Below are 24,760 nucleotides of genomic sequence, written 5' to 3' on the forward strand. Positions count from 1 at the left end.
AGAAGCGGCGGACCACGCGTTGGCGAGCAGGTGATCATGACGCCGGAAGAAGTCCTCGAAGAGTTCCGTTCCGCGGGGGCCCTGCTGCAGGGACACTTCATCCTCAGCTCCGGCCTGCGCTCGCCGACCTTCCTGCAGAAGATGACGATCTTCTCCGATCCCGCGCGCACCGAGCGGCTGTGCCGGGCGCTGGCGGAGGTCATAACGAAGCAGTTCGGCCGGATCGATATCGTGGTCTCGCCGGCCATCGGCGGCATCATCCCCGGTTATGAGACCGCCCGCCACCTCGGCGCCAGGGCGATCTTCGTCGAGCGCGATCCGGGCGGCCCCTTCACCCTGCGCCGCGGCTTCTCGATCCCCGCGGGAGCCCGCGCGGTCATCGTCGAGGACATCGTGACGACCGGGCTTTCGGCCCGCGAATGCCTCGCCTCCCTGAAGGACGAGGCCGGAGAGGTGGTCGGTGCGGCCTGCCTGATCGATCGCTCCGGCGGACGCGGCGAGATCGGACTGCCGCTCGTCTCCCTCGTCACCCTCGATATCCCGACCTACTCCCCCGACGCTCTCCCCCCGGAGCTCGCTGCCCTCCCCGCGGTCAAGCCGGGCAGCCGTGCGATCTCGACGACCTAACGGCAGGCGTGACAACTCCGCACGGCCGAGGTCTCAGCCGCGGCCGTACGGCGCTGCGAAGGTTCCGACAAGCTAACACACGTCGGTTTGGTCTGGCCGGCAACTTCAGGTATGTATGGTTGTTCCCTGATGCTAAACGCGCCGGGATTCACAATCATCAGTATAGAAATGGCTTTGGAAATAACCTATTAGTTGTAGCAGGTCATCTTCGAGCACGCTGAGCGCAGTCCGTGTCGGCTCTGTCTATCACTTGACAGAGATTACTCGCTCGGCCACGACGGTGGCGGCTCGTGCCGGTGCCTGTAGCGCCATTGCGGGCCCTGCCACTCGTCGAATCCGTGATCCGTAGACCGGGCAACGACTGTTCGAACCGCAGCCGGTTCCGGAACCTGGCTGCTGTTATCCGTCGAGAATGCAGGAATGCCGGACCTCGGCAGTGCATTGATTTTGCATTTCATGTGCTGCGTTCATGTCTGAATTTCCAAAAAATAAGTTTTAGCTCCAGCACACGGGCCAATCCATGAGTGATAAACAGCGTACCGCGGTTTTTATCGACGGCGCAAACCTTTATGCGACCACGAAGGCGCTCGGTTTCGATATCGATTACAAGCGGCTGCTCAAGGATTTTCAGAGCCGCGATAATCTTATTCGAGCCTTCTATTATACTGCGATGATCGAAGATCAGGAGTATTCCTCGATTCGTCCTCTAATCGATTGGCTTGATTATAACGGTTACCGCGTCGTCACGAAGCCGGTGAAGGAGTTCACCGACTCGGCTGGCCGCCGCAAGATCAAGGGCAATATGGATATTGAGCTCGCCATCGACGCGCTCGAACTTGCTCCCCACATCGATCACATGGTCCTGTTCTCCGGCGACGGCGATTTCCGTTCGCTCGTGGAGGCGATTCAGCGCCGCGGCGTGCGCGTCTCCGTCGTCTCGACGATCCAGACCCAGCCGGCGATGATCGCCGATGACCTGCGTCGTCAGGCGGACGAGTTCATCGACCTCGCCCATCTCGCCGGTCGGATCGGCCGCGACCCGAGCGAGCGCACCGCCCGAGCGGCCGGCGACGGTCCCCGCCGCGACTTCGCCGAGCGTGCGCCTCGCGCCAATCCGGGTCTGGAGAGCCGCTACGGCATCCGTCCCGGCCCCTCCGAAGAAGAATCCGAAGGCTGAGCAAAGCATGAGGGCTCGGCCCGCGATGACGGGAGAATAATCCTCGCCGTCATCGCGGGCCGAGCCGAGGCAATCCGGAGCACAGCTCCTTCCGGGGGCCGCGCTGCTGGATCACTTCGCGGTTGTTCACGATGCGGCGGGCGCACCGGCACTCGGTCTGGAGCGCGGCTGCCGGTCAGACGGAGCCGCCCTGTCGCGGCACCAAATTGAGGCGAAGCGGCCTTAGCTCTTGTCGCGCATCAGGCGGGCCTTGTCGCGCTGCCAGTCACGCTGCTTGACGCTCTCACGCTTGTCATGGAGCTGCTTGCCCTTGCCGAGCCCGAGTTCGACCTTTGCGCGGCCCTTGTCGTTGAAGTAGATCTTCAGCGGAATCACCGTATAGCCCTGGCGCTGTGTCGCGCCGATCAGCTTGTTGATCTGACGACGGTGCAGCAGTAGGCGGCGGGGCCGCTTGGTGTCGTGGTTGAAGCGGTTCGCCTCCAAATATTCCGGGATGTAGGCGTTGAACAGCATCAGGTCGTTGCCGGACGGACCGGCATAGGACTCGCCGATCGTCGCCTTACCGCCGCGCAGCGACTTCACCTCGGTGCCGGTCAGCGCAATGCCGGCCTCGAGCGTGTCCTCGATCGCGTAGTGGTAGCGGGCGGAGCGGTTGTCGGCGACGATGCGCCGGCCGGGTTCGGTTTTCGGTGCCATTCTTCTTCAGATTCGCGGTCGGGCGGCGACGGTCCACCGATATGGGGACCGCCGCGTTCTCCGGCGAGGCGTCCAGCCGGATCTTCTCGGATCAGGCCGAGGTCGTCAGATCAGGCCGGCATGGGCGAGCGCGGCATCGACCGCGCGGCGGCAGCCTTCGGTCGCCGGAACCAGCGGTAGGCGCACCTCCTCCGACATCAGCCCAAGGCGTGAGAGAGCGTATTTCGCCGGCACCGGGTTCGATTCGTAGAACATCTGCACGTGCAGCGGCATCAACCGGTCCTGGATCGCCAGGGCCTTCGCGTAATCACCCGCGAGCGTCGCTTCCTGCAGATCGGCGCAGAGCCGCGGTGCGACATTCGAGACCACGGAGATACAGCCCCGGCCGCCATGTGCATTGAAGCCGAGCGCCGTCGCATCTTCGCCAGAAAGCTGGATGAAGTCTTCTCCCAATGCCTGCCGCTGGAGGCTGACACGGTCGATCTTGGCCGTGGCGTCCTTCACGCCGGCAATGTTCTTCAGCTCGAACAGCCGCTTCATGGTGTCGACACTCATGTCGACCACGGACCGGCCGGGGATGTTGTAGATGATGATCGGGATGCCGACGGCGTCGTTCACCGCCTTGAAGTGGGCGTACATCCCCTCCTGGGTCGGCTTGTTGTAGTAGGGCGTGACGGTGAGCACCGCATCCGCGCCGACGCTCTCGGCATGACGCGCCCGCGCCACGGCCTCCCGCGTCGAGTTCGACCCGGCGCCAGCAATCACGGGCACCCGGCCGGCAGCTTCGGCGACGCAAACCTCGACCACGCGGTCGTGCTCGCTGTGGCTCAGCGTCGGGCTCTCGCCGGTGGTGCCGGTCGGCACCAGGGCGTGGGTGCCCTGCTCGATCTGCCAGTTTACGAATTTCCGGAAGGCCGACTCGTCGAACTCGCCGTCGCGGAAAGGTGTCGCGAGCGCGGTCATCGAGCCGCGAAGGCGGGCATGGGTATCGGTCATCCTGGCGTTCCCGGCCGTTCTTCTTGCCTGTCGTCTGGCGTGCCCCGGCGGCTGCGGCCGCCTATGGGCCGCGCTTGGGACGCGCGAGACATAGGCCCTCCCCAGCCCGCGCGCAAACGCTTCGCTTGCGCAGTTAATGCCATCTTAACGGACCGGAGCCCAGCTTAAGGCTTGGCTCCGTGTCGGGGTGTCTGATGACCTTGGCGTTCCCCGCCCGCTCCCTGCCCCTGCTCCTCGGGCTCGTCTTGTCCGGCACCGCCGTGCTGCCGCAACGGGGCACTGCCGTCGAGGCTCGCAACCCGCAACCGGCCTCGGCGCCCGCTGCTCCGTCGAGCGATGCCACCGCGCCCGCGGGGCAGGTCAGCGACGGCCAGGGCCCCGCCTCCGATCCCGTGGCGGCGGACGCACTGCGCCTCGATCCGAGCGCGGGCGAAGCGGCTTCCGACAAGCCGTTGCCCGCTGCGGCCTCTGCTTACGCCTCCACCGAATCGGATGGACCGGTCGCCTTCCCGCTGCCCGACGCGGCCGTTTCGCCGGCCGCCCCCTCTCCTGAAGTGCCGGACCCGGCTCGCCCGATCGCCTCGGGCGAGACCGATCTCGGGCAGTTGCGCGAGGCGATCGATCTCTACCGCAAGGGCAAGGTCAGCGACGGCGACCGGCTCGCCGCGGGCTTCACCGATCCGGCGGCGCGGGCGCTGCTCGAATGGGTGGCGATTCGCGCCGGCGCCGGCGTCAGCTTCGAGCGGGTCGTTGCCTTCACCCGAGCCAATCCCGATTGGCCGGCCGGTCCGCTGCTGCGTCGCCGCGCAGAGGAGCGGCTGCTCACGGAGAAGAAGAGCCCGGCGATCGTGCGCGCCTACTTCGCCACCGCCAAGCCAGCGAGCGCGCCGGGCAAGTTCGCCCTGGCACTCGCCTTGCGCGCGGACGGGCTCGATGCCGACGCCGCGGACCTCGTGCACGACCTGTGGCGCGAGGAGAGTTTTGGGCGCAGCCTCGAGACCAGGGTGACGGACGCTTTCCCCGGCGTGCTCACGGCGATCGATCACCGCTACCGGATGGAGCGTTCCCTCCTGAAGGAGGATTGGACGACCGCCGCCCGCGCCGCCGACTATGCCGGTGGCTCGTATGCCAGCCTCGTGCGCGCCCGCCGGGCGGTGCAGGGCAAGGCCGGGGCGGCCCCTGCCCTCGCGGCGGTGCCGCCCTCCTTACGCAACGATTCGTCCTACCTGCTCTCGCGCGCCCAGTATTTTCGCCGGGCCGACAAGGCGGCGGAGGCGGCCAAGGTGCTCCTCTCGGCCCCGACCAACCCGGAGGTCCTCACCGACGGGGACACATGGTGGGTCGAGCGCCGGATCGTGGCGCGCAAGTTGATGGATGCGGGCGAGCCCAAGACCGCCTACGCAGTGGCCGCCGCGCACTCCGCCCGCACCTCCGAGAAGCGGATCGAGGCCGAGTTCCATGCCGGCTGGATCGCGCTCCGCTTCATGAGCGACCCGGCCGCGGCCGAGCGGCACTTCGCCTTGGCCGCGAGCGTGGCCGAGACGCCGATCTCGCTGGCGCGTGCCGCCTACTGGCAGGGTCGTGCGGCGGAAGCCGCGGGCAGGACCGCCGAGTCGAAAAGCTTCTACGAGCGCGCCGCGCTCCAGCCGATCGCCTATTACGGGCAGCTCGCCCGCGCCCGGCTCGGCCAGCACAGCCTGCCCTTGCGCCGCGCCGCCGAGTTGAGTTCGACAGCACGGGCCGCCTTCGACGACCGGCTCTTTATCCGCGGCCTGAAGCTCCTGTCGGCTGCCCAGATGAAGGATCTGGCGCTGCCGCTCTACATCGACGCCGCCCGATCGCTGACCGAGGAGGCGCAGGTCAATGCGCTCGGCGAGACGGCGGTGGCGATGCGCGACGCGCGGGCGCTGGTCGCCATCGGCAAGCTCGCCACGCAGCGGGGGCTGGCGCTCGACACCCACGCCTACCCGACCATCGGCATCCCCGAATACGAAACCTTTACGGCAGTGCCGCAGGTCGAACGGGCCATGGTCTTTGCCATCGCCCGGCAGGAGAGCCAGTTCGATCCTCGGGCTCAGTCCGGCGTCGGGGCACGCGGCCTGATGCAGATGATGCCGGCAACCGCCCAGCGCACGGCCAAGCGCGTCTCGACCTCTTACGAGACCGACCGCCTCACCAGCGACCCCGCCTACAATGCGCGGCTGGGGCAGGCCCATCTCGGCGAACTGATGGAGGACTGGAAGGGCTCCTACATCCTCGCCTTCGCCTCCTACAACGCGGGCGGCGGCAACGTGAAGAAATGGGTCGATGCCTACGGCGATCCGCGCCGGCCCGATGTCGATCCGATCGACTGGGTCGAGCGCATCCCCTTCACCGAGACGCGCAACTACGTGCAGCGGGTGATGGAGAACCTGCAAGTCTACCGCAACCGCCTCGACGGCAAGAGCGCCCTGCTGATCGAGCGCGACCTCGCCCGCGGCGCCCGCTCCGCCGTGAGCGCGGAGGCCCAACCGGTCACGCCGTAGCGGGTCGGTCCTGGTAGTGGCGGCGCACCAGCGCCTCCACGAAGGGCCAGAGGCCGGGGATGCCGCGCTCGATCACCGGCCGGTAGCGCGCCATCACCCGTGCCTCGGTGAGGCCGTTCTCGGCCCAGGTGCCGCCTTCGGTCAACGTATTGAGCAGCAGCGGCTGGAGTCGGTCGAGCGCCTTGGCGAAGCGAGCTTCCGCCGTCTCGACCGCCTCGAATTCCCGCCACAGCGCCAGGAAGCGGTCCCGCTGAGGCGCGGGCAGGAGCCCGAAGATCCGCTCCGCTGCGGCCGCCTCGACCAGCGCCAGGGCGGCAGCGTCGTAGACGCCGTGGATCGGCATGTCGCCGGCATCGACCTCGACGATGTCGTGCACGAGCAGCATCGCGACGACGCGGCCCATGTCGAGACCGGGCGCGAGATCGCCCAGCACGAGGGCGAACATCGCCAAGTGCCACGAATGTTCGGCCGAGTTCTCGCGCCGACGCTCGCCGATGGTCCGGTTCTGGCGCAGCACGGCCTTGAGCCCGTCGATCTCGGCCAGGAAGGCGAATCGCTGGACGAGGGCAGAGGCTTCGTCGTTCACGTCGTCCATGTCATCGTTCCCGGCGTCTTGCGGCACGGTTGAAGGGATCGGCCGGTCCGGGCAAGGCGGATGTACGATCGATTTCCCACAGGCATGGGCCGCCCACTGCTTTTGGATCGCGGCATGGGCGCCGATAGAGTTGGCTCGACATGGCCATCACAGATCTGATCTCCGCCTCTGCCCTCCGCGGCATCGAAGCCCGCCTCATCGTGCGGGCGACGGAATCGGACGACGCGGACGCTCTCATCGCGGAGTTCTGCGAGGCGCTGGTCGCAGCCGGACTCCCACTCTGGCGCCTCAGCCTCGCGGTGCCGGTGATCGACCCCGTGTTCCGCGGAGTGAGCCTTGCCTGGCGACGTGGGCAGGGCATGGCGTTGTTCCCGACGGTGCATGGGCCGGAGGGCGAGGACACGTTCTTCCGCAGCCCCGTCGGCTGGCTGCGAGCGAATGATCTGGCCTTCGTGCGATGGCGGCTCGACCGGGCGAGCGGGTGGCCCGACCTTCCGCTTCTCACTGAGCTGAGGCAGGCGGGTGCCACCGATTACCTGCTCCATGCCGCCGCGTTCGCGCCCGGCAGCGCCATGGAGGGGGTCGGCATCTCGTTTGCCACCGACCGTCCCGGCGGCTTCAGCGAGGCGGAGCAGGCGGTGGTCGCCGGGCTCGTGCCGGTGATTGCCCTCGTCACGGCCAAGCTGAGCCTATCGCACACCATGCGCGAGATGCTCGGCACCTATCTCGGGCCGGCGACGGGTGCGCGGGTGCTCGCGGGCGAGATGCGGCGTGGGCAGAGCACCGTGGTCCATGCCGCGATCCTGCTCGCGGACCTGCGCGGCTTCACGGCGGTGGCGGACCGCGACGACCCGCTGAAGGTCGTCGGCTGGCTCGACGAGCATTTCGATGCCCTCGGCGAGCCGGTGCAGCGCCACGGCGGCGAGATTTCGAAGTTTCTCGGCGACGGATTCCTCGCCATCTTTCCTGTGGCCGAGCCGGACGCCCTCGCCTGCCCGGCTTGCACGGGTGCGCTCGACGCGGCCCGCGAGGCACTGGCGCGCAATGCCGGACTGAACGCGTCCCGTCGCCAGAGCGGCCTGCCGCCCCTGGAAGCGGATATCGTGCTGCATTACGGGCGCGTCGTCTCCGGCAATGTCGGCACGGACCGGCGCCTCGACTTCACGGTGATCGGGCGCGCGGTCAACGAGGCGAGCCGGATCGAGCGGCTCTGCGATGAACTGGAGCGCCCGCTGCTCCTCTCGGATGCCTTCGCCCGGCGCTGCTCGGGCGCCCTCCTCCCGGTCGGGGAGTTTGCCCTGCGCGGCGTCGGACGCAAGCAGCGGATCTGGGGGCTGGCGGCGGAAGTGGCCGGTCCGTCAGAGCGGACGGCCGGAGACGGCGCGTCCGAGCCCGCCCACAGCACAGCCCGCGAGGTAAGCGCCTAGCACCAGCGCGCCCGTCTCGATCCAGAGGCCGGACTCGCCGGGCACGGTTCGCAGCGTCGACAGACCGGCCAGGATTGCGAGGCCGACGAGCAGAAGCCCGGCCGCAGCAAGGGCGAAGCCCCCCCGAGGAAGGCCCGTGAGCGCGCCGACGACGAGACCGAGCACCAGCGCCGCCGCCAGCGCCGGCCAGAGCGAGGAGACGAGCAGGATCACGAGCGCAGGCTGAGGCCGATTCCCTGCCGGTCGGAGAGCGGTGCGACACCCGCAGGCGCGGCGGCGCGCTCCAGCGGCACGCCGGCTTTCTGAAGGTAGTCCACCACCGCGAGCGCCCGTGCCCGTGCGAGGTCGGCGCCGGCTTCCGTCCGCTCGACCTCGGTTTTCTCAGGCTTCGATTCGGGTTTGGCCGCCTCCTTCGTCTCCGCCTTGCCCCTGCTGGCCTTGCCGGATTTTGCGTCCTTCTTCATGTCCGGCTTGGCAGGTTTGGGCGCTGTCTCCTTCACCGCCTCTTCGGCGACCGGATCGGCCTGGGCCGCGGGCTTCGCCCCGGCCGGGTCGAGATGGCCCACGACCTCGATCCGCTCGCCCGGGCAAGAACGGGCCAGGGCCGCGACCGCGTCGAGAACCGGATAGAACTCGGGAGCGAGCGCCGTACTGCCCGGGGCGAAGCGCAGGGGATGGCCGGCGGTGCGCTCGGCGAGGCGCTGTCCGCAGGCGCCCGCGTCGGCCGTCGCCGCCGGAACCTCGTCCGACGCGATGGTGACGGTCGCGCTCCAGCCGGCCGGCAGCGCCTGCGGCAACGTCCGGCCGACGCGGGCGGCGCTCTGGGGATAGAGGCTCGTGCCGGTCAAGCGCAGGCTGGTGCCGGTGATTGTCAACTCGCCGCTCGCCAGCGTCGAGAACGGATCGACCGCGGCCGCAAGTGCCGCGGCGAGACCCGCCGGGGCACCGTCCGCCAGCCGCGTGCGGTCGTGGATCGATTCGCGGAAGAAGCGCGGGTTGAGCCGGGCCAGCAGCGTTTCTCGGCTCGCCTGATCCGGCAGATGGCCGCTCACCGTGACGCTGTCGGCGCCGCGGCGGATGCGCAGGACGTAAGGCACGATGGCGCGTGCGGTGAGCGCCACCCGGCCCGCGGCGATTCCGGCGGGACGGGCATCACGCATCAGCGTTTCCGCTTCGTTGACCGCTCCGGAGTCCAGGGCGTTGCCCTCGACCGAGATGGCCGCGCCCTCGAAGTTGACATGTCCCTCGTGCAGCAATCCCGCGAGCTTGAAGACGAAGCGGGCCAGCGCCGGTCCATCGACGCCCTGCGGCAGGCCGCGGGCATCACGCAGTCGATCATCGATCGCCGCTCCCTCCGCGGCTTCCGCAGCGGCGGAGCGGATCTCTTCGCGGGCACTCTCCGAGGCGACGTGACCGTCGAGTTCGAGGCTGCCGTCCGGCCGGCGGGTGACGCCGAAGCGGAAATCCGGGACCACCGGCGGCGTGATGTCGACCGTGCCGAGAGTATAGCCCTGCGGCGGGGTCGCGAGCGCCGTGCGCAGGGCATCGTAAGCGGCGAGACTCGCCGCCTCGCCGCGAATCGAGATGACGGTATCGTTGAGCGTGGCGACGGCGCCGGTGGTGAGATCCTGAAGCCGCTCGACGGCGAAGGCCGCCGCATCAGGGAAGTCGCGCGGCGCACCCCGCGCGGCACGGGCGTGGTCGCTCAAGGTGGCGTCGCGCGGCAGGGCCGGCTTCAGGCGCTGCGCCAGCTCGAAGGCGCCGACTTCGGCCGGGCGGCTTCCGTTGACCTCGACCCGCCCGGCAGCCGGACGCTCCACCGACCAGACGAAGGGGGACACTTCCTCGATCACGCCGGTCCGATCGGTGAGGCGGCGGATCCCCTCGATCGCGGCGAGCCGGCCGACGACCGCCTCCCGCTGGGCGGCCTCCGGCACCTCGCCCGACGCGGTCAAGTCGCGACCCGTCACTGAGACCCGCAGCCAAGGCTCGGGCTGTCCATCCCCGGTCGCGGCAGCGATTTCCGACGCTTGCCGTTCCAGGCGCGCCGTGACGCGCGATAGGCCGAGGTAAACGGCTGCGGCTGCGATCAGGAGGAGGATGGGAAGGCCGGCAAGCCAGCCGGCGCGGATCAGGCGCGACCGCGATGGCGGGCTGTGCGGCGATGATGACGGTGGCGAAGGCGCGGACATGGGGCTCGACCTCCTCGGCGGCCGGCGATGATGGTCAGAAAACACGGTCATCGGGGCGCTTTGAAGGCCGCGTGCTTCCTCGGCCGCCCCGGCGTCCGGACCCGTGTGCCTGTCTCGGCTCCTCGCGGAACATGAAAAAACCCCGGCCGTGAAGCCGGGGTCTGGAGGTCTTGCGTCTTCGTTCCCCGATACGCGCGGAGGCTGAAGGTTTGGTGCGACAGGCCCTCGGCCTGCCGCGGGTTCGACTTAGAAGTCGCGCTGCACGCGGAAGCGGGCCTGGAACACGTCCTCGCTGCTGACGGTGCGGGTCGGGACGTTGTTCACGAAGGTGCCCTTGTCGCCGTCGGAGACGCGGCCGCTCCGGACGCCCGTTTTGATGTACTGGCCCTCGACGCCGATATCGAGATCCTTGACAGGCGACCAGATCAGGCTCGCGCCGGTGACGATCTGGTAGGTGTCGCGCAGCGACTGGCTCAGGTTATAACCGGCGGCGTTGGTGAGGTAGGAGGGCGGCGCGACGGTCGACGGGCTGTTGACCAGAGCGTTCGCCTGGCTGGTGGCCTGACGGGCACCTTGGGGGAACCAGATCTCACCGTAGCTGGCGTAGAAGGCCGAACGCCACTCCGGCGACCAGTAGTGGAGGTACGAGGCCACCGCCGTGAAGCTGCTGGACAGCTCGATCTTGCCGGTCAGCGGGTTGACCACCGCGTCGGCGAGGTACTGGTTGAACGGGTTGCCGGCGTAGACCGAGGCGTTGCTGAGGTAGCCGGCGGTGAAGCGGTTGATGCCGGTGTAGAACGAGGCACCCTCGCCGTACGAACCCTGGAGGTAGAGGCCGTCGCCCGGAGCGATGAAGGGCAGGTTGAACTTCACGCCGCCCTGAACCGCCCAGCCGTAGTCGGTCTGCGAACCGGTGCTGATGCCGCGAGCCGCCAGCAGAGCCTGAGCGTTGGCATTCGCCGTGGCCCCAGTGCCGGGGACGCCGAGCGTCGAGATGAAGCCGCCGGTGTTGATGTCCTTGACGGCAGCGGAGAGCTGAGCCGAGCCCCACGGAGCGTCGTAGCGCAGCGAGCCAACGAAGTCGGGCATGCGCGAGCGCTGCACGGCGTCGATGAAGGCGACGGAGGTGGCGTTGCCCACGGCGTCGGTGCCGAGGATGATCGGGGTCGGAGCGGTGGTGAGGACCTGCGAGAGCGCACCCGTGCCGGCGCCGGCGGCCGGAGACGGCACAGCGTTCGAGAAGATCGGGTTCTTGCGGTAGTTCGGGTCTTCCATCGAGATCGTGGCGGTCCAGCCGTCGCCGAACTTCTGCGTGTAGGCGAGCAGGTTGGTCGACGGCATGTTGGAGCCGAGCGAGGAGCCGATGATCTCGTAGTCGGCGGCGTAGAAGTCGTAGAACGAGGAGGCGCGACCAGCGGTCAGGCCCGCGAACTGGATGAACGCCTTGTCGACGTTGATGAAGTTCTGGATGCGGCCGAACTGGTCCTGGCCGGTGCCGGAGAAGGCGTAGCCGCCGCGCAGGTTCGTGCCGGAGGAGATCTTCGTGTTGCCGGTGCGGCTCGCCGCGTCGAGACGCAGGAAGGCGCGCAGGGTGCCGTAACCGGTCTGAGTGCGGGCATCGAAGTTGAAGCGGGCAAGGCCGATGAAGCCCGAGAGATCGCCACCGCCGGTGACGCGACGGTTGTCGCTGCCGATGTAGCCGTACTCGGCGCGGGCGCGGCCGGAGACACGCAGGCAGGTATCCGTTCCGGGGATGTAGAAGAAGCCGGCGCCGTAGGCGGAGCAGACCCGGACGTACTCAATCGGAGCGGCCTTCTTCACCGGCAGGTCGGCGGCCTGAGCCCCACCCACGATGGTCAGCCCCGCTGCCGATCCAAGGAGAAGGCTCTTGACGAGCTTCATGGTAAACCCTCCAGAAGTTTCGAGACCCACGGGATCGGACTTCTGTTTCGGCTGGGTGCCCACCGCTGAGTGGCCATCCCCGCCTGTCCTTGTTTCCCTTGGAGCCTGGCCTTTCCCACTCGGGCGTTGACCAAGCCGCAGCGGGGTTATCCCGTCCGCAGCGGCACCATGGTCGAGCGTTGCCGTACGGGCAACAGGGATGGCTGTCTTGGAGGTGTCACAAAGTGGCTTCGCTGCAATCTGTTGCAGCGTCGCAACTTAATCCCTACCGGCCCGCAAAAGTTTTCCCCGCTCGCAAGGTCAGCGCGAAGGATCATCTCGGGCTCGCGGCGGCGAGACTTATCACCGGGCCAGGGTGCTCAGCCGCCCTGCGACTCGCGCTGCATCTCCAGAATCAGCCAGCGCTCCTCGGCGGAGGCGAGCTCGGATTCGGCGGCACCGAGCATCGTAGTCGCCTTCTGGAAGCGGGCCGGATCACGGCTGTACAGGCCCGGATCGGACAGAACCTCGCGCAGCTTGACGATGCCCGCCTCCAACTCGGCTATGCGAGTGGGCAGCGTCTTCAACTCGTGCTGCTCCTTGAAGCCGAGCTTGGTCCGTGCCGGAGTCGTCTCCGCCCGGGATGCCTGCTCCCGCGGCTCCGATCGCTCGCGGGGGGGCTTGTCACGCCCGTCGCTGCGGGCCTCCACGCCGCGCCCGCGCTGGCTGAGCATGTCGGTGTAGCCGCCGGCATATTCGACCCAGCGCCCCTCCCCCTCGCTGACCAGGACGTTGCCGGCGACGCGGTCGAGGAAGTCGCGGTCGTGACTCACGAGAATCAGGGTGCCGGCATACTCGTCGAGCATCTCCTGCAGGAGGTCGAGGGTTTCGAGGTCGAGGTCGTTGGTGGGCTCGTCGAGCACGAGCAGGTTGGAGGGCTGGGCCAGCGCCCGGGCAATCAGCAGCCGGTTGCGCTCGCCGCCCGAGAGCACGCTCACCGGCGTGCGCGCCTGTTCGGGGCTGAACAGAAAGTCCTTGAGATAGCCGATCACGTGGCGGCTCCGCCCGCCCACGGTGACGCTGTCGCCGCGCCCTCCGGTCAGAACTTCGGTCACTGTAGCGGTCGGCTCCAGCACGGCGCGCGCTTGGTCGAGATGCACCATGTTGAGGCCGGTACCGAGGCGCATCTCCCCCGAATCGGGCGCGATCGCCCCGGTCAGCAGGTTGATCAGCGTGGTCTTGCCCGCCCCGTTGGGACCGACGATGCCGAGCCGATCGCCGCGCAGCACCCGCAGGGTCAGGTCGTGGACGATGCGGCGCTCGCCGTAGGACTTCGAGACGTGCTTGGCTTCGGCGATCAGCGTGCCCGACGCCTCGCCCTCGCTCGCCGTCAGCACTGCCTGCCCCACCGGGCGGCGGTGCTCGCGGCTCTGCTTGCGCAAGTTCTGCAGGTCGCCGAGGCGGCGCACGTTGCGCTTGCGACGGGCGGTGACGCCGTAGCGCAGCCAGTGCTCCTCGTCGGCGATCTTGCGGTCGAGCTTATGCTTGTCGCGCTCCTCCTCCTCGAAGAAGGCGTCGCGCCACGCCTCGAAGCTCGAGAAGCCCTGCTCGATCCGCCGCGTCACGCCGCGGTCGAGCCAGACGGTGGACCGTGACAGGGCGGAGAGGAAGCGGCGGTCGTGGCTGATGAGGACGAGGGCCGAGCGCGTGCGCTTCAGCTCGACTTCGAGCCACTCGATGGCTGGCAGGTCGAGGTGGTTGGTGGGCTCGTCCAGGAGCAGGATGTCGGGCTCGGGCGCCAGCGCCTGGGCGAGGGCCGTCCGGCGCGCCTCGCCGCCCGACAGCCGGCGCGGATCCTCGCTGCCGTTCAAGCCGAGGCTCTCCAGCAGATAGCGGGCGCGGTGCGCATCGTCGCCCGGTGCCAGGCCAGCCTCCGCGAAGGCCAGCGTCGTCTCGAAACCGGAGAAGTCCGGCTCCTGCGCGAGGTAGCGGATCGTGGTGCCGGGCTGGACGAACCGCACGGCACGGTCCGGCTCGACCAAGCCCGCAGCGATGCGCATCAGGGTCGACTTGCCCGAGCCGTTGCGTCCGACGAGGCAGGTGCGCTCGCCGGGGGCGATCGTCAGTTCGGCCCGCTCGATCAGCGGCGTGCCGCCGAAGGTGAGTGCGACGTCCTGAAGAGTGAGAAGCGGGGGAGCGGCCATGGCGGGCTTATGGCAGCAGCCGCCGCCCTGAACAACGGAAGCCTCAGGCGGTCGGGTTGGCCGGACCCGTCGGTGTCGAATCTGGGATGCCGGGACTCTCGACCGGGATTTCCGTCGGCGTTGTTCCCGGCGCTTCCGCGGGCGTTCCGCTGGGAATCTCGGGTCCTGGACCCGGCTCGGGAATCTGCGGCGTGTCGGGTGTGGCAGGGCCGGGCGTTTCCGGTGCGGGACTTCCCGGATTCGGGATCTCAGGGCCGGGTGTGGGGGTTTCCGGGATCGATCCAGGATTGGCCATTCGTGCGCACCTTGCTGACGGCGCGTCCGTCGCGCCGCTGTCCGGGCCAACGGAATGCGGGCAAGCGGGTTCCAGCTACTTCTTGGTCAGGAGGAGCTTGTTGCCTTCCTTGCCGACGATCTTCTGGATCTTCTGCGCGAACATCGACAGCAGCAACGGCATGCGCACCTCGACGCGCACGACGTCCTGTCCGACGTCGATCTGGCCATCTACGGTCTGAGCCAGGGCCGTAACCGAATAGTCGAGGCGGTCACCGGTCCAGTTCAGGGTGTTGATGGCGATGCCGCTCTTACCGAGTGCTTCGCGCACGCGGGTGGTGCCTTCATCGATGCGCCGCCGGGCTTCGTCGCGGCCGAGTTCGTGCGGAATCTCGACCACCATCGGCTTCGCCATCTCGATCCCCTCTCCTCTCTTCAAAGCGTGAACCCGGATCGGACGATCCGGGACACACGTCATCTGATGAGACAATTATGGGAACGGCTCGGTTCCGCGGCAACGCTCGGCGAACGGATGTCGGTCTCAGAGACGGAGCGGTTCGCCGCGGACGGCTCAGGGCATCACGTTGAGCGAGACGTAGCTGGTGCCCGACATGCCGATGGCGCGGGCCGAGCCGCGAGCCAGATCGATCACCCGGCCGCCGACGAACGGGCCGCGATCGTTGATGCGCACTACGACGGAGCGGCCATTGGACCGGTTCGTGACCCGAACGCGGGTGCCGAAGGGCAGGCTGCGGTGAGCGGCGGTGTATCCGTTGGGGTTGAAATGTTCGCCGTTCGCTGTCTTCCGGCCACTTCCGTACCAGGAGGCCTGGCCACTCTGGGCCTGGGCGGGCAGCGTCACGAGGGCGCCGATGACGGTAGCGAGGCAGGCGGCAACGGTCCGGTTGGAAACCTTCATCAAGGATCGCATTCCCTTGTTTTTGCGATGTGCATTGTGCGCCGCGGAAAATGAGCCTGATCTCGGCCAAAATAAGACAACGATTTTGCGCCGGCTGTTAGGCTGCTGTTAAGACTATCGATCAAGCCATTCCCCCGCCCTGTCGCCGCAAGCATTGATTACTTGTTGCGCTAGGTGCGGATCATGCCTCGAAGACCTCAAAACTTGCGCGACAAGCATTCAACGGCACGCCCCGGCGCGTCGCGAAAGCCTGGGCCAGCCTTCGTCGCCCTCTGCCCTGGGGGCGGCGTACCCTTGCATTTGTTGCATGGAGGAGGGCGGCAAAAATTGCCGCCCCATATCGAGACGCAACCGTACGGCGACGGCAAACCCGACCTTTACCGTGATCGCGGCATGGTCCCGGTGTCAGTCGCGTAACCGGTGTTTGCCATGGCTTCCCCGCGTACCGCGGTCGTCGGCGTCACCGCCCGGAATCAAGTCTCGCGTACCGGGCGGACCGCGTCGGCGCCGCGGATGGGTCTCGCACCCTCCGTTCAGCGTCTCCCCAACACCCTTCCCCTCGACGAGATCCTGATCGGCGACTGTATCGCCGCCATGGACCGTCTCCCCGCGGAAAGCGTCGACTGCGTCTTCGCCGACCCGCCCTACAACCTCCAGCTCGGCGAAGCGGGCCTAACCCGTCCCGATCAGAGCGTGGTCGATGCTGTTGACGACGACTGGGACAAGTTCTCCAGTTTTTCCGCCTACGACGACTTCACCCGTGCTTGGCTGAAGGCCGCGCGCCGCGTAATGAAGCCGAACGCCACGCTGTGGGTGATCGGTTCCTACCACAACATTTTCCGGGTCGGCAGCGCGTTGCAGGATCTCGGTTACTGGATCCTGAACGACATCGTCTGGCGCAAGGCCAACCCGATGCCGAACTTTCGCGGCAAGCGCTTCACCAACGCGCACGAGACCCTGATCTGGGCCTCGCGCTCGCCGCAGGCGAAGTACACGTTCCACTACGATGCTCTGAAGGCGGGCAACGAAGACCTTCAGATGCGCTCGGACTGGTTCATCCCGCTCTGCACGGGCGAGGAGCGGCTGAAGGATGAGGCGGGCCGTAAGGTCCACCCGACCCAGAAGCCGGAGGCTTTGCTCGCCCGCACGCTGCTGGCGGCGACCAATCCCGGCGACGTCGTGCTCGACCCGTTCTTCGGCACCGGTACGACCGGCGCCGTGGCCAAGCGCCTCGGGCGCCACTTCATCGGCTGCGAGCGCGACCCGACCTACGCCGCCGCGGCGCGGGCCCGGATCCAAGACATCGAGACCCTGTCCTCGGCCTCGCTGGCGCTCGCCACCCCGAAGCGGGCCGAGCCGCGCATCCCGTTCCTCAGCGTGGTCGAGGCGGGCCATGTGCGCGCCGGCGAGACGCTGACCGACGAGCGCCGCCGCTTCCGCGCGACGGTGCGGCCGGACGGCCAGCTCAGCGTCGGACCGGCGATGGGCTCGATCCACAAGGTTGGCGCGCTGGTGCAGGGCCTGCCCGCCTGCAACGGCTGGACCTTCTGGCACGCGGAGCACGGCGGCCGCCTCGTCTGCATCGACGATTTTCGCACGCAGATGCGGGGCCAGACCGGCGCGTAACGCCCATCGAGGTTTCGAAAGGACAAGTCCTTTCGCGGGTGCAGGGCTTCAGCCCTGCATCTTTTTCTTTATCGTGTCTGGACCGGCTTCGGCGGCTTCTTCACGATCCGCGCCAGATCCGAGGGCCGCGACGAGGCGGGCTTCGGGATCGGCCCGCGCCGCGGCGACGGCTCGGGCTCCGGGATCGTGGCGAGATCGGGCTCGCGGACGGGAACCGGCAAGGGCGCTGCCACCGGTACCGAGCCGGTGAGCGCGTGGGCGAGTACCTTCTTCATCGCGCCGGGCAGCGGCTCCGTGCCGAGCGCGTGGCGGGGCGTGAAGCGCATCCCCTCCGGCGGCTTCGTATCCGCCGCGACGCGGGCGAGAAACACCGTCAACTCCAGCGGAAAATGGGTGAAGCCGTGCTTCACCACGCCGGGCAGGCGCTTCCAGCGGGCGTCGAGCGGCGCGTCGAGCAGGCCCTTGGCCGGGTCGTAATCGGGCAGCCAGTCGCTCGTCGGCGGTTCGGCCATGGCGCCGAGCAGCCCTTCTGCCGGCCGTGTCCGCAGCAGGATCGCCTCGTCGCCGGCCCGCAGCGCGACGAAGGCCGCGCCCCTCCGAAGGACGCCCTTTTCCTTCTTCACCTTGCGCGGAAAGGTCTCCTGCAAGCCCTCGGCGCGGGCGCGGCAGGGCAGCATCCAGGGGCACAGGGCGCAGGCCGGGCGCTTCGGAGTGCACAGCGTCGCGCCGAGATCCATCAGCGCCTGCGCGAAATCGCCTGGGCGCTGGGCCGGCACGAGAGCCTGGGTGAACAGGCGGATCGGCGCCCGGGCAGCGGGGAGCGGCGTCTCGATCGCGTGCAGGCGGCTCATGACCCGCTCGACATTGCCGTCGACGGCCGCCGCCGGCCGGCCGAAGGCGATGGCGGCGATGGCGCCGGCCGTATAGGCGCCGATGCCGGGCAGCTTTCGCAGGCCCTCCTCGGTGTCGGGAAACGCGCCCGCGTCGGCGACCGACTTGGCGCAGGCGTGCAGGTTGCGCGCGCGGGAATAGTAGCCGAGCCCGGCCCAGGCCGACATCACAGCCTCTTCCGGCGCGGCGGCAAGCGCCGCCACGCTCGGAAACAGGGTCAGGAATTTCTCGAAGTAGGGTTTGACCGCCGTGACGGTGGTCTGCTGCAGCATCACTTCCGAGAGCCAGACCCGGTATGGGTCGGGCGTTTCACCCGGCAACGCCCGCCAGGGCAGTGCCCGGCGGTGGCGGTCGTACCAGGCGAGGAGGTCGGCGGCCGAGGCGGCGGGCATGGCCCGTCCATAGCGGGACCGCGGGTGCGGAAAAAGCGTCTTCGAGTCCATTGCCGAAAAGTGACGCGGCTGCGCCGTCGCTCCATATGCGTGCCGGTGCCGACTCCCACGCTGGCCACACTTCGAGTAGGTTCGAGGGAGGGGAGCGCCGCCGCGCAGCCCTTGTGTTCCGGGGTGCCGATGGCGCGCGTTAAACCGCTCAGCGAATTGATCGAGGGCTGCATCGGCCCGGCCTTCGCCGCGCAGGGCTTCGCCTCCTCCGATATTCTGGCTGCATGGCCGGACATCGTCGGTGCGCGACTCGCCGGTGCCTGCCAGCCGGTCAAGCTCGAATGGCCGCGCCGCGCCCGCCGTGACGCCGAGGGGCGGCCGGAACCCGGCACTCTGGTGGTTCGAGTGGAGGGCGCCTTCGCCCTCGAACTCCAGCACCTCGCGCCGATCGTGATCCAGCGGGTCAACGCCCATTACGGCTGGGCTTGCATCGGCAAGATCGTCCTGCGCCAGGATCGGCTGCAGCGGGCGGCCCGACGCCTGCCGCAAAAGGCTCTCGATCCGGCCCGGCGCGGCGAGGTAGCGCTGGCGGTGGCGCGCATAGAGGAGGACCGCCTGCGCGACGCCCTCGACCGGCTCGGCATCGCCGTGGTGGCGCAGCGATAGCGGCGCGGGCCTCGCGACGCATAAACTGAAGGACGTGCGGGCGGCAGCGCAGCGTGATAAGCGGCTGCGGAAAGGCCGTGCGGCGACGCGTCCCTCGGCCGGACGGAGCCGTTCCGTCCTATCCTGCGCGGTATCGGGCCGAGTATGGCCCGCGAACGGAGCCCGCCCCTGCCATGATCACCCGGCGCGACGCCCTGAAACTGACCGGCCTTGCCCTCGGCACCGCCGCCCTGCTGCCCCGCCTGACCCTGGAGGCGCTGGCGCAATCGGCGGATACGGCCGCCCTGATGCAGCCTGGCCCCCTCGGCGATGTCTGGCTCGGACCGCCGGACGCGAAGGTGACGATCATCGAGTACGCCTCGATGACCTGCTCGCACTGCGCCCACTTCCACGCGACGACCTGGCCCGTGCTGAAGGAGCGCTACATCGATACCGGCAAGGTGCGCTTCACCCTGCGCGAGTTCCCCCTCGACCCGCTCGCCACGGCTGCCTTCATGCTGGCCCGCTGCGACGGTGACGCCAAGTACTACCCGATCACCGATCTGCTGTTCGACCAGCAGCAGAACTGGGCCTTCGTGCGCAAGCCGCAATCGCCCGTCGATGCCTTGGAGCAGATCCTGCGCCAAGCCGGGTTCTCGAAGGAGAAGTTCGAGGCCTGCCTGAAGGATCAGAAGACCTACGCCGCCATCAATGCGGTCAAGACCCGTGGCCTCGACACCCTCAAGGTCGAATCGACGCCCACCTTCTTCATCAATGGCGAGAAGCGCGCCGGCGCCCTCTCGATCGAGGAAATGGAGAAGATCATCAAGCCGATCCTGGGGGCCTGATCCGGCTTCAGAAGGCCGTGGAAAAACAAATATTATGAAGATATATCAACAGCTTAATGGGTGTCGTGGTTGCCTTGACACTCAAGGTTGGCGAAACTATGGTGCGCCGCGCCGAGGGGCTGAGCCGGCTTCCTCCGCTCCCGACGAAGTGTGGGGTCGCCCGTGAGCGGTGATCCTTCAGGCAAGGGGAGCGGGCCGGAAAAGGCTCCGGCCGATGGCGATCTCTCCGCGAGACTCAAGCGTCTCGAGACGCAGCTCGAGGGGAAGCGGCCCAGCGCCGCTTCCGATCGGCCTGCGCGCACCGGCACGTCCGGCGGGGCTGCCCCGCTCGGTCAGGCCATGCGGCTCTCGACCGAGTTCATCGCGGGCGTGATCGCCGGGGGTATCCTCGGATACATCGTCGATCATCTCTTCGGCACAAAGCCGTGGGGCATGATCGTGCTGCTGATGCTGGGCTTCGTGACGGGTATCTACAACGTCATGCGGGTCAGCGGCTTCAGCGGCAAGAAAAACTGAGAAAGATCGCCGGTAAAGGTCTTCAAGGCGCCTCAAGGGTCTTGAGACTCGCCCGGCATCGTGTAAGGGCGACGCGCGACAGACGGAAGCCGCTCAGGCTCCCTCGCGCGACACACAAAAGGGGCGGAAGCGGGCACATGGCGGTCAGTATCGACCCGATCCACCAGTTCGAGCTGCAGCCGCTCGTCTCGCTGGGTCACATCGGCAACCAGCAGCTCGCGTTCACGCAATCGGCTCTCTACATGTTCGCCGCGGTGGGCATCATCGCGTTGCTGACCATCGTAGCGACTTCCGGGCGCTCCGTCGTCCCGGGCCGGCTCCAGGCGCTCGCCGAGACGCTCTACGAATTCATCGCCGACACGGTGCATCAGGCGACCGGCGCGGATGGCAAGCGCTTCCTGCCGCTCGTGTTCTCCCTGTTCATGTTCGTGCTCATCCTGAACCTGCTCGGGATGATCCCCTACGCCTTCGCGGTCACCAGCCACCTCATTGTCACCTTCGGCCTCGCGCTGGTCGTGATCCTGACTGTGGTGATCTACGGCGTCGCCAAGCACGGCACCCACTTCCTCGGCGTGTTCGTGCCGTCGGGCGTGCCGAAGCCGCTGCTGCTCATCATGGTGCCGATCGAGATCGTGTCGTTCCTGTCGCGGCCGATCAGCCTCTCGGTTCGTCTCTTCGCCAACATCCTGGCCGGCCATATCGCGCTGAAGATCTTCGCCTTCTTCGTGGTCCAGCTTCTGGTTGCCGGCGCCTGGGGCGTGCTCTCGCCCCTGCCGCTCGCGCTCACCATCGCGCTGACGGCCCTCGAGTTCCTCGTCGCGGCCCTTCAGGCCTACGTTTTCGCGACGCTGACGGCGGTCTATCTCGCCGACGCCCTCCACCCCGGCCATTGATCCCAACCGGCCGGACCCTTCCGCCCTCACCGAACCCCGTTCGAACTTCAGGAGTGTTTCATGGATCCCGTCGCTGCGAAGTACATCGGCGCCGGCCTCGCCTGCCTCGGCATGGCGGGTGCCAGCATCGGCCTCGGCAACCTGTTCGGCCAGTTCTACTCGGGCGCGCTGCGTAACCCGTCGGCCGCCGACAGCCAGCGCACCAACCTCCTCCTGGGCTTCGCGCTCACCGAGGCGCTCGGCATCTTCTCGCTGCTCGTCGCGCTGCTGCTGCTCTTCGCCGTCTGACGTGCCTTTCGAGGGCGTGCGAGCCGGCCCAGGGCCCATCTCGCACGCCCTCGCTCGTTGATCCGGCCGCTCCGCCCGCGGAGCCGGCCTTCCGACGTCACCGGACAGGGCCATGGCCGAGCAGAAGAATCCCCTCACGACTCCCTCCCCGAATGCGGACACGACGATCGTCCCGCCCGGGAGCCCCCATACCCATTCCGAGCAGCCCTCCGGCGGCCATGGCGGTGCCTTTCCGCCCTTCGAGAGCCACACCTTCCTCTCGCAGCTGATCTGGCTCGCGCTCGCGTTCGGCCTGCTCTACTACCTGATGTCGAAGGTCGCGCTGCCGCGCATCGAGGCGATCCTCGGTGACCGCGCCGGCCGGCTCTCGGCCGATCTGGGCGAGGCCCAGCGCATGAAGACCGAGGCCGACGCCGCCGGCGCCGCCTACGAGAAGTCTCTGCGTGAGGCCCAGGCGAAGGCGCAAGCGATCGCCCAGGAAACCCGCAACAGCCTCTCGGCCGAGGCCGACGCCAAGCGCAAGACGCTCGAGGCCGAGCTGAACCAGCGTCTCGCCGCCTCCGAGGCGACCATCCGTGCGCGCACGACGGAAGCCATGGGCAATGTCCGCGCGATCGCCGGCGAGACCGCCTCGGCCATCGTCGAGCGGCTGACCGGTCAGGCTCCCGACCCCGCGAGCCTGAACCGCGCCCTCGACGCGGCACCCGCCGTCCACTGACCTGAGGGCCGGCGCTGTGCCGGCCCCTCCCCCATCCGAGCCGACCCCGCTCCGGTCTTTGCGGGCGGAAGGCCGACCAAGGGTTTGAGACCGACATGCTGTTGACCGCGGAATTCTGGGTCGCCGTCGCCTTCGTGGCGTTCCTGGTCATCGTCTGGCGGGTCGGCGGCTTCTCGATGATGACCAACGGGCTCGACAGCCGCGCCAAGCGCGTGCGCCAGGAGCTCGACGAGGCTCGCCGCCTGCGTGAAGAGGCCGCGGCCGTGCTCGCCGATTACAAGCGCCGCCGCACCGAGGCCGAGCGTGAGGCCGAGGCGATCGTTGCCGGTGCCCGCGAGGATGCGGAGCGTATCGCCGCCGAGGGCCATGCCCGCCTCAACGATTTCGTCGCCCGTCGCACCAAGGCCGCCGAGGCCAAGATCGCCCAGGCTGAGGCTCAGGCCTCCGCCCAGGTGCGCGCCGCCGCGGCCGATGCGGCGGTGAAGGTGTCCGAAACCCTGCTGCGCGAGCGTCTCCAGGGCAGCGCGGCGCAGGACCTCGTCCGCGCCAGCCTCGGCGACGTGAAGAGCCGCCTGCAGGCCTGATTCCGGCGCTGCCGTTCGAAGGGGCCTCTGCCGGCTTTCGGCAAGGACACGGCGCAAATCGGCAAGCCGCCGCGCACGCAGCCGCTACGGTCCTCCAGCGTGCTCGCCGGACCGGCCGTCCACCGACTTGATCGGTCCTGCGACACCCGGCTCTGCCGGGTGTTTTCGCGTGTGGGATCGGCGGGATGCGCTGCGGTGCCGCAGAGCACAGCTGCTCCCGTGAAAAATTTTGAAGACAGGCGAAAAATCACCTGTGCTTGGCCTGTCGTTCCTTGGCGTGTACGAATAGTGCCTGAAAAACACCCCCGTGAACGCCGACGGGAGAACGGGTGGGTTTGCCCGTAAACAACGAAAAGAGGCTACGCTCATGAGCGCCGGAACTGCGACCGACAACACCGTCCTCGACACCTTCTTCTCGTCTCATCTTGCCGAGACCGATCCCGAGATCGCTAAGGCCATTTCGCAGGAACTCGGCCGGCAGCAGCACGAGATCGAGCTGATCGCCTCCGAGAACATCGTTTCGCGCGCCGTGCTCGAAGCGCAGGGTTCGGTGCTGACCAACAAGTACGCCGAGGGCTATCCGGGCCGGCGCTACTACGGCGGTTGCCAGTTCGTGGACATCGCCGAGGAACTCGCCATCGACCGGGCCAAGCGCCTGTTCGGTTGCGGCTTCGCCAACGTGCAGCCGAATTCCGGCTCCCAGGCGAACCAGGGCGTGTTCATGGCCCTGATGCAGCCCGGCGACACCTTCCTCGGCCTCGACCTCGCGGCCGGCGGTCACCTCACCCACGGCGCCCCCCCGAACGTCTCGGGCAAGTGGTTCAAGCCGGTGTCCTACACCGTGCGCCGCGAGGACCAGCGCATCGACATGGAGCAGGTCGAGCGCCTCGCACAGGAGCACAAGCCCAAGGTGATCATCGCCGGCGGTTCGGGCTACCCGCGTCACTGGGACTTCGCCAAGTTCCGTGAGATCGCCGATTCCGTCGGTGCCTACTTCTTCGTCGACATGGCCCACTTCGCCGGCCTCGTCGCCGCGGGACTGCATCCGTCGCCGTTCCCGCATGCCCACGTTGCGACCACGACGACCCACAAGACCCTGCGCGGTCCGCGCGGCGGCATGATCCTGACGAACGACGAGGCGCTCGCCAAGAAGTTCAACTCGGCGATCTTCCCCGGCCTCCAGGGCGGGCCGCTGATGCACGTCATCGCCGCCAAGGCGGTGGCCTTCGGCGAGGCGCTGAAGCCCGAGTTCAAGATCTATGCCCGTCAGGTGATCGATAACGCGCGGGCGCTGGCCGACACCATTATCTCGGGTGGCTACGACATCACCTCGGGCGGCACCGACAACCACCTGATGCTGGTCGATCTTCAGAAGAAGGGCCTGACCGGCAAGGCCGCCGAAGCCGCCCTGTCGCGGGCCGACATCACCTGCAACAAGAACGGCGTGCCGTTCGACCCGCAGAAGCCGACGATCACCTCCGGCATCCGCCTCGGCACCCCGGCCAGCACGACCCGCGGCTTCGGCGTTGCCGAGTTCAAGCAGGTCGGCTCGCTCATCGTCGAAGTGCTCGACGGTCTCGCCGAGAAGGGCGAGGGCGGCGATGCGGTGGTCGAGGCGGCGGTGAAGGAGAAGGTCCACGCCCTGACCGATCGCTTCCCGATCTACAGCTAAGCCTGATTGAGGCTCGTCCGGCTCGCGAGGCCGGCCAATGCGACCGCGGATCTCCTGATCCGCGGTCGCTGCCGTTATGGGGCAACGTCAAAGTTAATCTAAGCAAGGTTTGTTGTTCCGAGGAGTGTACACATCAATCCATCCTTGGGATGATGCGGGCCGAGCCATCCTTCGTCGGAAGGAT

Annotated in this window: 23 protein-coding genes; 13 read left to right on the plus strand and 10 right to left on the minus strand. The window is 68.0% G+C overall.

Features of this window, described 5'->3' with window-relative positions; all coding sequences use genetic code 11:
- The first annotated feature begins 36 nt into the window (after positions 1–36).
- Together pyrE and FHU13_RS05545 are read left to right on the plus strand one after the other, a co-directional pair.
- Entirely contained in the window at positions 37–627 is a 591-nt protein-coding gene (gene pyrE / locus FHU13_RS05540; protein ID WP_183434887.1) for an orotate phosphoribosyltransferase, read from the plus strand.
- Between the two features lie 520 nt (positions 628–1,147).
- On the plus strand, positions 1,148–1,804 hold the full coding sequence (locus FHU13_RS05545; protein ID WP_183434888.1) for an NYN domain-containing protein: 657 nt from the start codon (positions 1,148–1,150) through the stop codon (positions 1,802–1,804).
- A 222-nt stretch (positions 1,805–2,026) separates the two neighbouring features.
- Here the strand turns inward: FHU13_RS05545 and smpB are convergent, their stop codons facing one another.
- Both smpB and dapA read right to left on the minus strand, forming a co-directional pair.
- The gene (gene smpB / locus FHU13_RS05550) at positions 2,027–2,500 is read right to left on the minus strand and encodes an SsrA-binding protein SmpB (protein WP_183434889.1); all 474 of its coding nucleotides are present in this window, start codon (positions 2,498–2,500) and stop codon (positions 2,027–2,029) included.
- 105 nt (positions 2,501–2,605) lie between these two features.
- Positions 2,606–3,496, minus strand: a complete 891-nt coding sequence (gene dapA / locus FHU13_RS05555; RefSeq protein WP_183434890.1) for a 4-hydroxy-tetrahydrodipicolinate synthase — start codon at positions 3,494–3,496, stop codon at positions 2,606–2,608.
- Between the two features lie 200 nt (positions 3,497–3,696).
- Here dapA and FHU13_RS05560 point away from each other — a divergent pair, with 200 nt between their 5' ends.
- Complete coding sequence (locus tag FHU13_RS05560) at positions 3,697–6,021, plus strand: transglycosylase SLT domain-containing protein (RefSeq protein WP_183435102.1); 2,325 nt, start codon at positions 3,697–3,699, stop codon at positions 6,019–6,021.
- Here FHU13_RS05560 and FHU13_RS05565 read toward each other — a convergent pair.
- Entirely contained in the window at positions 6,011–6,616 is a 606-nt protein-coding gene (locus tag FHU13_RS05565) for an HD family hydrolase (RefSeq protein ID WP_183434891.1), read from the minus strand. The two genes, FHU13_RS05560 and FHU13_RS05565, sit on opposite strands and share 11 nt — an antisense overlap.
- A gap of 140 nt (positions 6,617–6,756) precedes the next feature.
- Here FHU13_RS05565 and FHU13_RS05570 point away from each other — a divergent pair, with 140 nt between their 5' ends.
- A complete protein-coding gene (locus FHU13_RS05570; RefSeq protein WP_183434892.1) occupies positions 6,757–8,043 on the plus strand; it encodes an adenylate/guanylate cyclase domain-containing protein in 1,287 nt (428 codons plus the stop codon).
- Here the strand turns inward: FHU13_RS05570 and FHU13_RS05575 are convergent.
- The 6 genes from FHU13_RS05575 to FHU13_RS05600 form a co-directional block, all read right to left on the minus strand.
- Positions 7,975–8,256, minus strand: coding sequence for a hypothetical protein (locus FHU13_RS05575; protein ID WP_183434893.1), 282 nt, complete (start codon positions 8,254–8,256; stop codon positions 7,975–7,977). The two genes, FHU13_RS05570 and FHU13_RS05575, sit on opposite strands and share 69 nt — an antisense overlap.
- Positions 8,253–10,235 carry a flagellar motor protein MotB gene (locus FHU13_RS05580; protein WP_183434894.1) on the minus strand — a complete coding sequence of 661 codons (1,983 nt, stop codon included), beginning with the start codon at positions 10,233–10,235 and terminating at the stop codon, positions 8,253–8,255. Before FHU13_RS05580 ends, FHU13_RS05575 begins: the two co-directional genes overlap by 4 nt.
- A gap of 246 nt (positions 10,236–10,481) precedes the next feature.
- Positions 10,482–12,137, minus strand: a complete 1,656-nt coding sequence (locus tag FHU13_RS05585; RefSeq protein ID WP_183434895.1) for a porin — start codon at positions 12,135–12,137, stop codon at positions 10,482–10,484.
- A gap of 359 nt (positions 12,138–12,496) precedes the next feature.
- Positions 12,497–14,320 carry an ABC-F family ATP-binding cassette domain-containing protein gene (locus FHU13_RS05590; protein WP_183434896.1) on the minus strand — a complete coding sequence of 608 codons (1,824 nt, stop codon included), beginning with the start codon at positions 14,318–14,320 and terminating at the stop codon, positions 12,497–12,499.
- Positions 14,321–14,690: 370 nt separating this feature from the next.
- Positions 14,691–15,008, minus strand: coding sequence for a polyhydroxyalkanoic acid system family protein (locus FHU13_RS05595; RefSeq protein ID WP_017486427.1), 318 nt, complete (start codon positions 15,006–15,008; stop codon positions 14,691–14,693).
- 156 nt (positions 15,009–15,164) lie between these two features.
- Positions 15,165–15,512, minus strand: coding sequence for a septal ring lytic transglycosylase RlpA family protein (locus FHU13_RS05600; RefSeq protein WP_183434897.1), 348 nt, complete (start codon positions 15,510–15,512; stop codon positions 15,165–15,167).
- A 429-nt stretch (positions 15,513–15,941) separates the two neighbouring features.
- Here FHU13_RS05600 and FHU13_RS05605 point away from each other — a divergent pair, with 429 nt between their 5' ends.
- A complete protein-coding gene (locus FHU13_RS05605) occupies positions 15,942–17,138 on the plus strand; it encodes a site-specific DNA-methyltransferase (RefSeq protein ID WP_183434898.1) in 1,197 nt (398 codons plus the stop codon).
- A 68-nt stretch (positions 17,139–17,206) separates the two neighbouring features.
- Here the strand turns inward: FHU13_RS05605 and mutY are convergent, their stop codons facing one another.
- Positions 17,207–18,421: an A/G-specific adenine glycosylase gene (gene mutY, locus FHU13_RS05610; protein ID WP_183434899.1), complete on the minus strand. Its 1,215-nt coding sequence runs from the start codon at positions 18,419–18,421 to the stop codon at positions 17,207–17,209.
- A 180-nt stretch (positions 18,422–18,601) separates the two neighbouring features.
- Between mutY and FHU13_RS05615 the strand changes: the two genes are divergently transcribed.
- From FHU13_RS05615 to glyA, 8 genes are all read left to right on the plus strand, one after another.
- On the plus strand, positions 18,602–19,078 hold the full coding sequence (locus FHU13_RS05615) for a DUF721 domain-containing protein (protein WP_183434900.1): 477 nt from the start codon (positions 18,602–18,604) through the stop codon (positions 19,076–19,078).
- Between the two features lie 173 nt (positions 19,079–19,251).
- The gene (locus FHU13_RS05620) at positions 19,252–19,905 is read left to right on the plus strand and encodes a DsbA family protein (protein ID WP_183434901.1); all 654 of its coding nucleotides are present in this window, start codon (positions 19,252–19,254) and stop codon (positions 19,903–19,905) included.
- Positions 19,906–20,244: 339 nt separating this feature from the next.
- Positions 20,245–20,421 carry an AtpZ/AtpI family protein gene (locus tag FHU13_RS28520; RefSeq protein ID WP_210287463.1) on the plus strand — a complete coding sequence of 59 codons (177 nt, stop codon included), beginning with the start codon at positions 20,245–20,247 and terminating at the stop codon, positions 20,419–20,421.
- Positions 20,422–20,558: 137 nt separating this feature from the next.
- Positions 20,559–21,314 (plus strand): F0F1 ATP synthase subunit A, encoded by a 756-nt coding sequence (locus tag FHU13_RS05630; RefSeq protein WP_012455238.1) that lies wholly within the window; start codon positions 20,559–20,561, stop codon positions 21,312–21,314.
- A 60-nt stretch (positions 21,315–21,374) separates the two neighbouring features.
- Entirely contained in the window at positions 21,375–21,602 is a 228-nt protein-coding gene (locus FHU13_RS05635) for a F0F1 ATP synthase subunit C (protein WP_012455237.1), read from the plus strand.
- A gap of 112 nt (positions 21,603–21,714) precedes the next feature.
- Entirely contained in the window at positions 21,715–22,320 is a 606-nt protein-coding gene (locus FHU13_RS05640) for a F0F1 ATP synthase subunit B' (protein ID WP_210287464.1), read from the plus strand.
- A 98-nt stretch (positions 22,321–22,418) separates the two neighbouring features.
- Entirely contained in the window at positions 22,419–22,904 is a 486-nt protein-coding gene (locus FHU13_RS05645) for an ATP F0F1 synthase subunit B (RefSeq protein ID WP_183435105.1), read from the plus strand.
- Positions 22,905–23,271: 367 nt separating this feature from the next.
- Complete coding sequence (gene glyA / locus FHU13_RS05650) at positions 23,272–24,576, plus strand: serine hydroxymethyltransferase (protein WP_183434902.1); 1,305 nt, start codon at positions 23,272–23,274, stop codon at positions 24,574–24,576.
- Positions 24,577–24,760: the final 184 nt, after the last annotated feature.

Source organism: Methylobacterium sp. R2-1 (assembly GCF_014191355.1).
Classification (GTDB): Bacteria; Pseudomonadota; Alphaproteobacteria; order Rhizobiales; family Beijerinckiaceae; genus Methylobacterium.

Excerpts from the sequence above, each read along its gene's own strand:
- pyrE (WP_183434887.1), top strand. The coding sequence starts at position 37 with ATGACGCCGGAAGAAGTCCTCGAAGAGTTCCGTTCCGCGGGGGCCCTG.
- FHU13_RS05545 (WP_183434888.1), top strand. The coding sequence starts at position 1,148 with ATGAGTGATAAACAGCGTACCGCGGTTTTTATCGACGGCGCAAACCTT.
- smpB (WP_183434889.1), bottom strand. The coding sequence starts at position 2,500 with ATGGCACCGAAAACCGAACCCGGCCGGCGCATCGTCGCCGACAACCGC.
- dapA (WP_183434890.1), bottom strand. The coding sequence starts at position 3,496 with ATGACCGATACCCATGCCCGCCTTCGCGGCTCGATGACCGCGCTCGCG.
- FHU13_RS05565 (WP_183434891.1), bottom strand. The coding sequence starts at position 6,616 with ATGGACGACGTGAACGACGAAGCCTCTGCCCTCGTCCAGCGATTCGCC.
- FHU13_RS05570 (WP_183434892.1), top strand. The coding sequence starts at position 6,757 with ATGGCCATCACAGATCTGATCTCCGCCTCTGCCCTCCGCGGCATCGAA.
- FHU13_RS05580 (WP_183434894.1), bottom strand. The coding sequence starts at position 10,235 with ATGTCCGCGCCTTCGCCACCGTCATCATCGCCGCACAGCCCGCCATCG.
- FHU13_RS05585 (WP_183434895.1), bottom strand. The coding sequence starts at position 12,137 with ATGAAGCTCGTCAAGAGCCTTCTCCTTGGATCGGCAGCGGGGCTGACC.
- FHU13_RS05590 (WP_183434896.1), bottom strand. The coding sequence starts at position 14,320 with ATGGCCGCTCCCCCGCTTCTCACTCTTCAGGACGTCGCACTCACCTTC.
- FHU13_RS05595 (WP_017486427.1), bottom strand. The coding sequence starts at position 15,008 with ATGGCGAAGCCGATGGTGGTCGAGATTCCGCACGAACTCGGCCGCGAC.
- FHU13_RS05600 (WP_183434897.1), bottom strand. The coding sequence starts at position 15,512 with ATGAAGGTTTCCAACCGGACCGTTGCCGCCTGCCTCGCTACCGTCATC.
- FHU13_RS05605 (WP_183434898.1), top strand. The coding sequence starts at position 15,942 with ATGGCTTCCCCGCGTACCGCGGTCGTCGGCGTCACCGCCCGGAATCAA.
- mutY (WP_183434899.1), bottom strand. The coding sequence starts at position 18,421 with ATGCCCGCCGCCTCGGCCGCCGACCTCCTCGCCTGGTACGACCGCCAC.
- FHU13_RS05615 (WP_183434900.1), top strand. The coding sequence starts at position 18,602 with ATGGCGCGCGTTAAACCGCTCAGCGAATTGATCGAGGGCTGCATCGGC.
- FHU13_RS05620 (WP_183434901.1), top strand. The coding sequence starts at position 19,252 with ATGATCACCCGGCGCGACGCCCTGAAACTGACCGGCCTTGCCCTCGGC.
- FHU13_RS28520 (WP_210287463.1), top strand. The coding sequence starts at position 20,245 with ATGCGGCTCTCGACCGAGTTCATCGCGGGCGTGATCGCCGGGGGTATC.
- FHU13_RS05630 (WP_012455238.1), top strand. The coding sequence starts at position 20,559 with ATGGCGGTCAGTATCGACCCGATCCACCAGTTCGAGCTGCAGCCGCTC.
- FHU13_RS05635 (WP_012455237.1), top strand. The coding sequence starts at position 21,375 with ATGGATCCCGTCGCTGCGAAGTACATCGGCGCCGGCCTCGCCTGCCTC.
- FHU13_RS05640 (WP_210287464.1), top strand. The coding sequence starts at position 21,715 with ATGGCCGAGCAGAAGAATCCCCTCACGACTCCCTCCCCGAATGCGGAC.
- glyA (WP_183434902.1), top strand. The coding sequence starts at position 23,272 with ATGAGCGCCGGAACTGCGACCGACAACACCGTCCTCGACACCTTCTTC.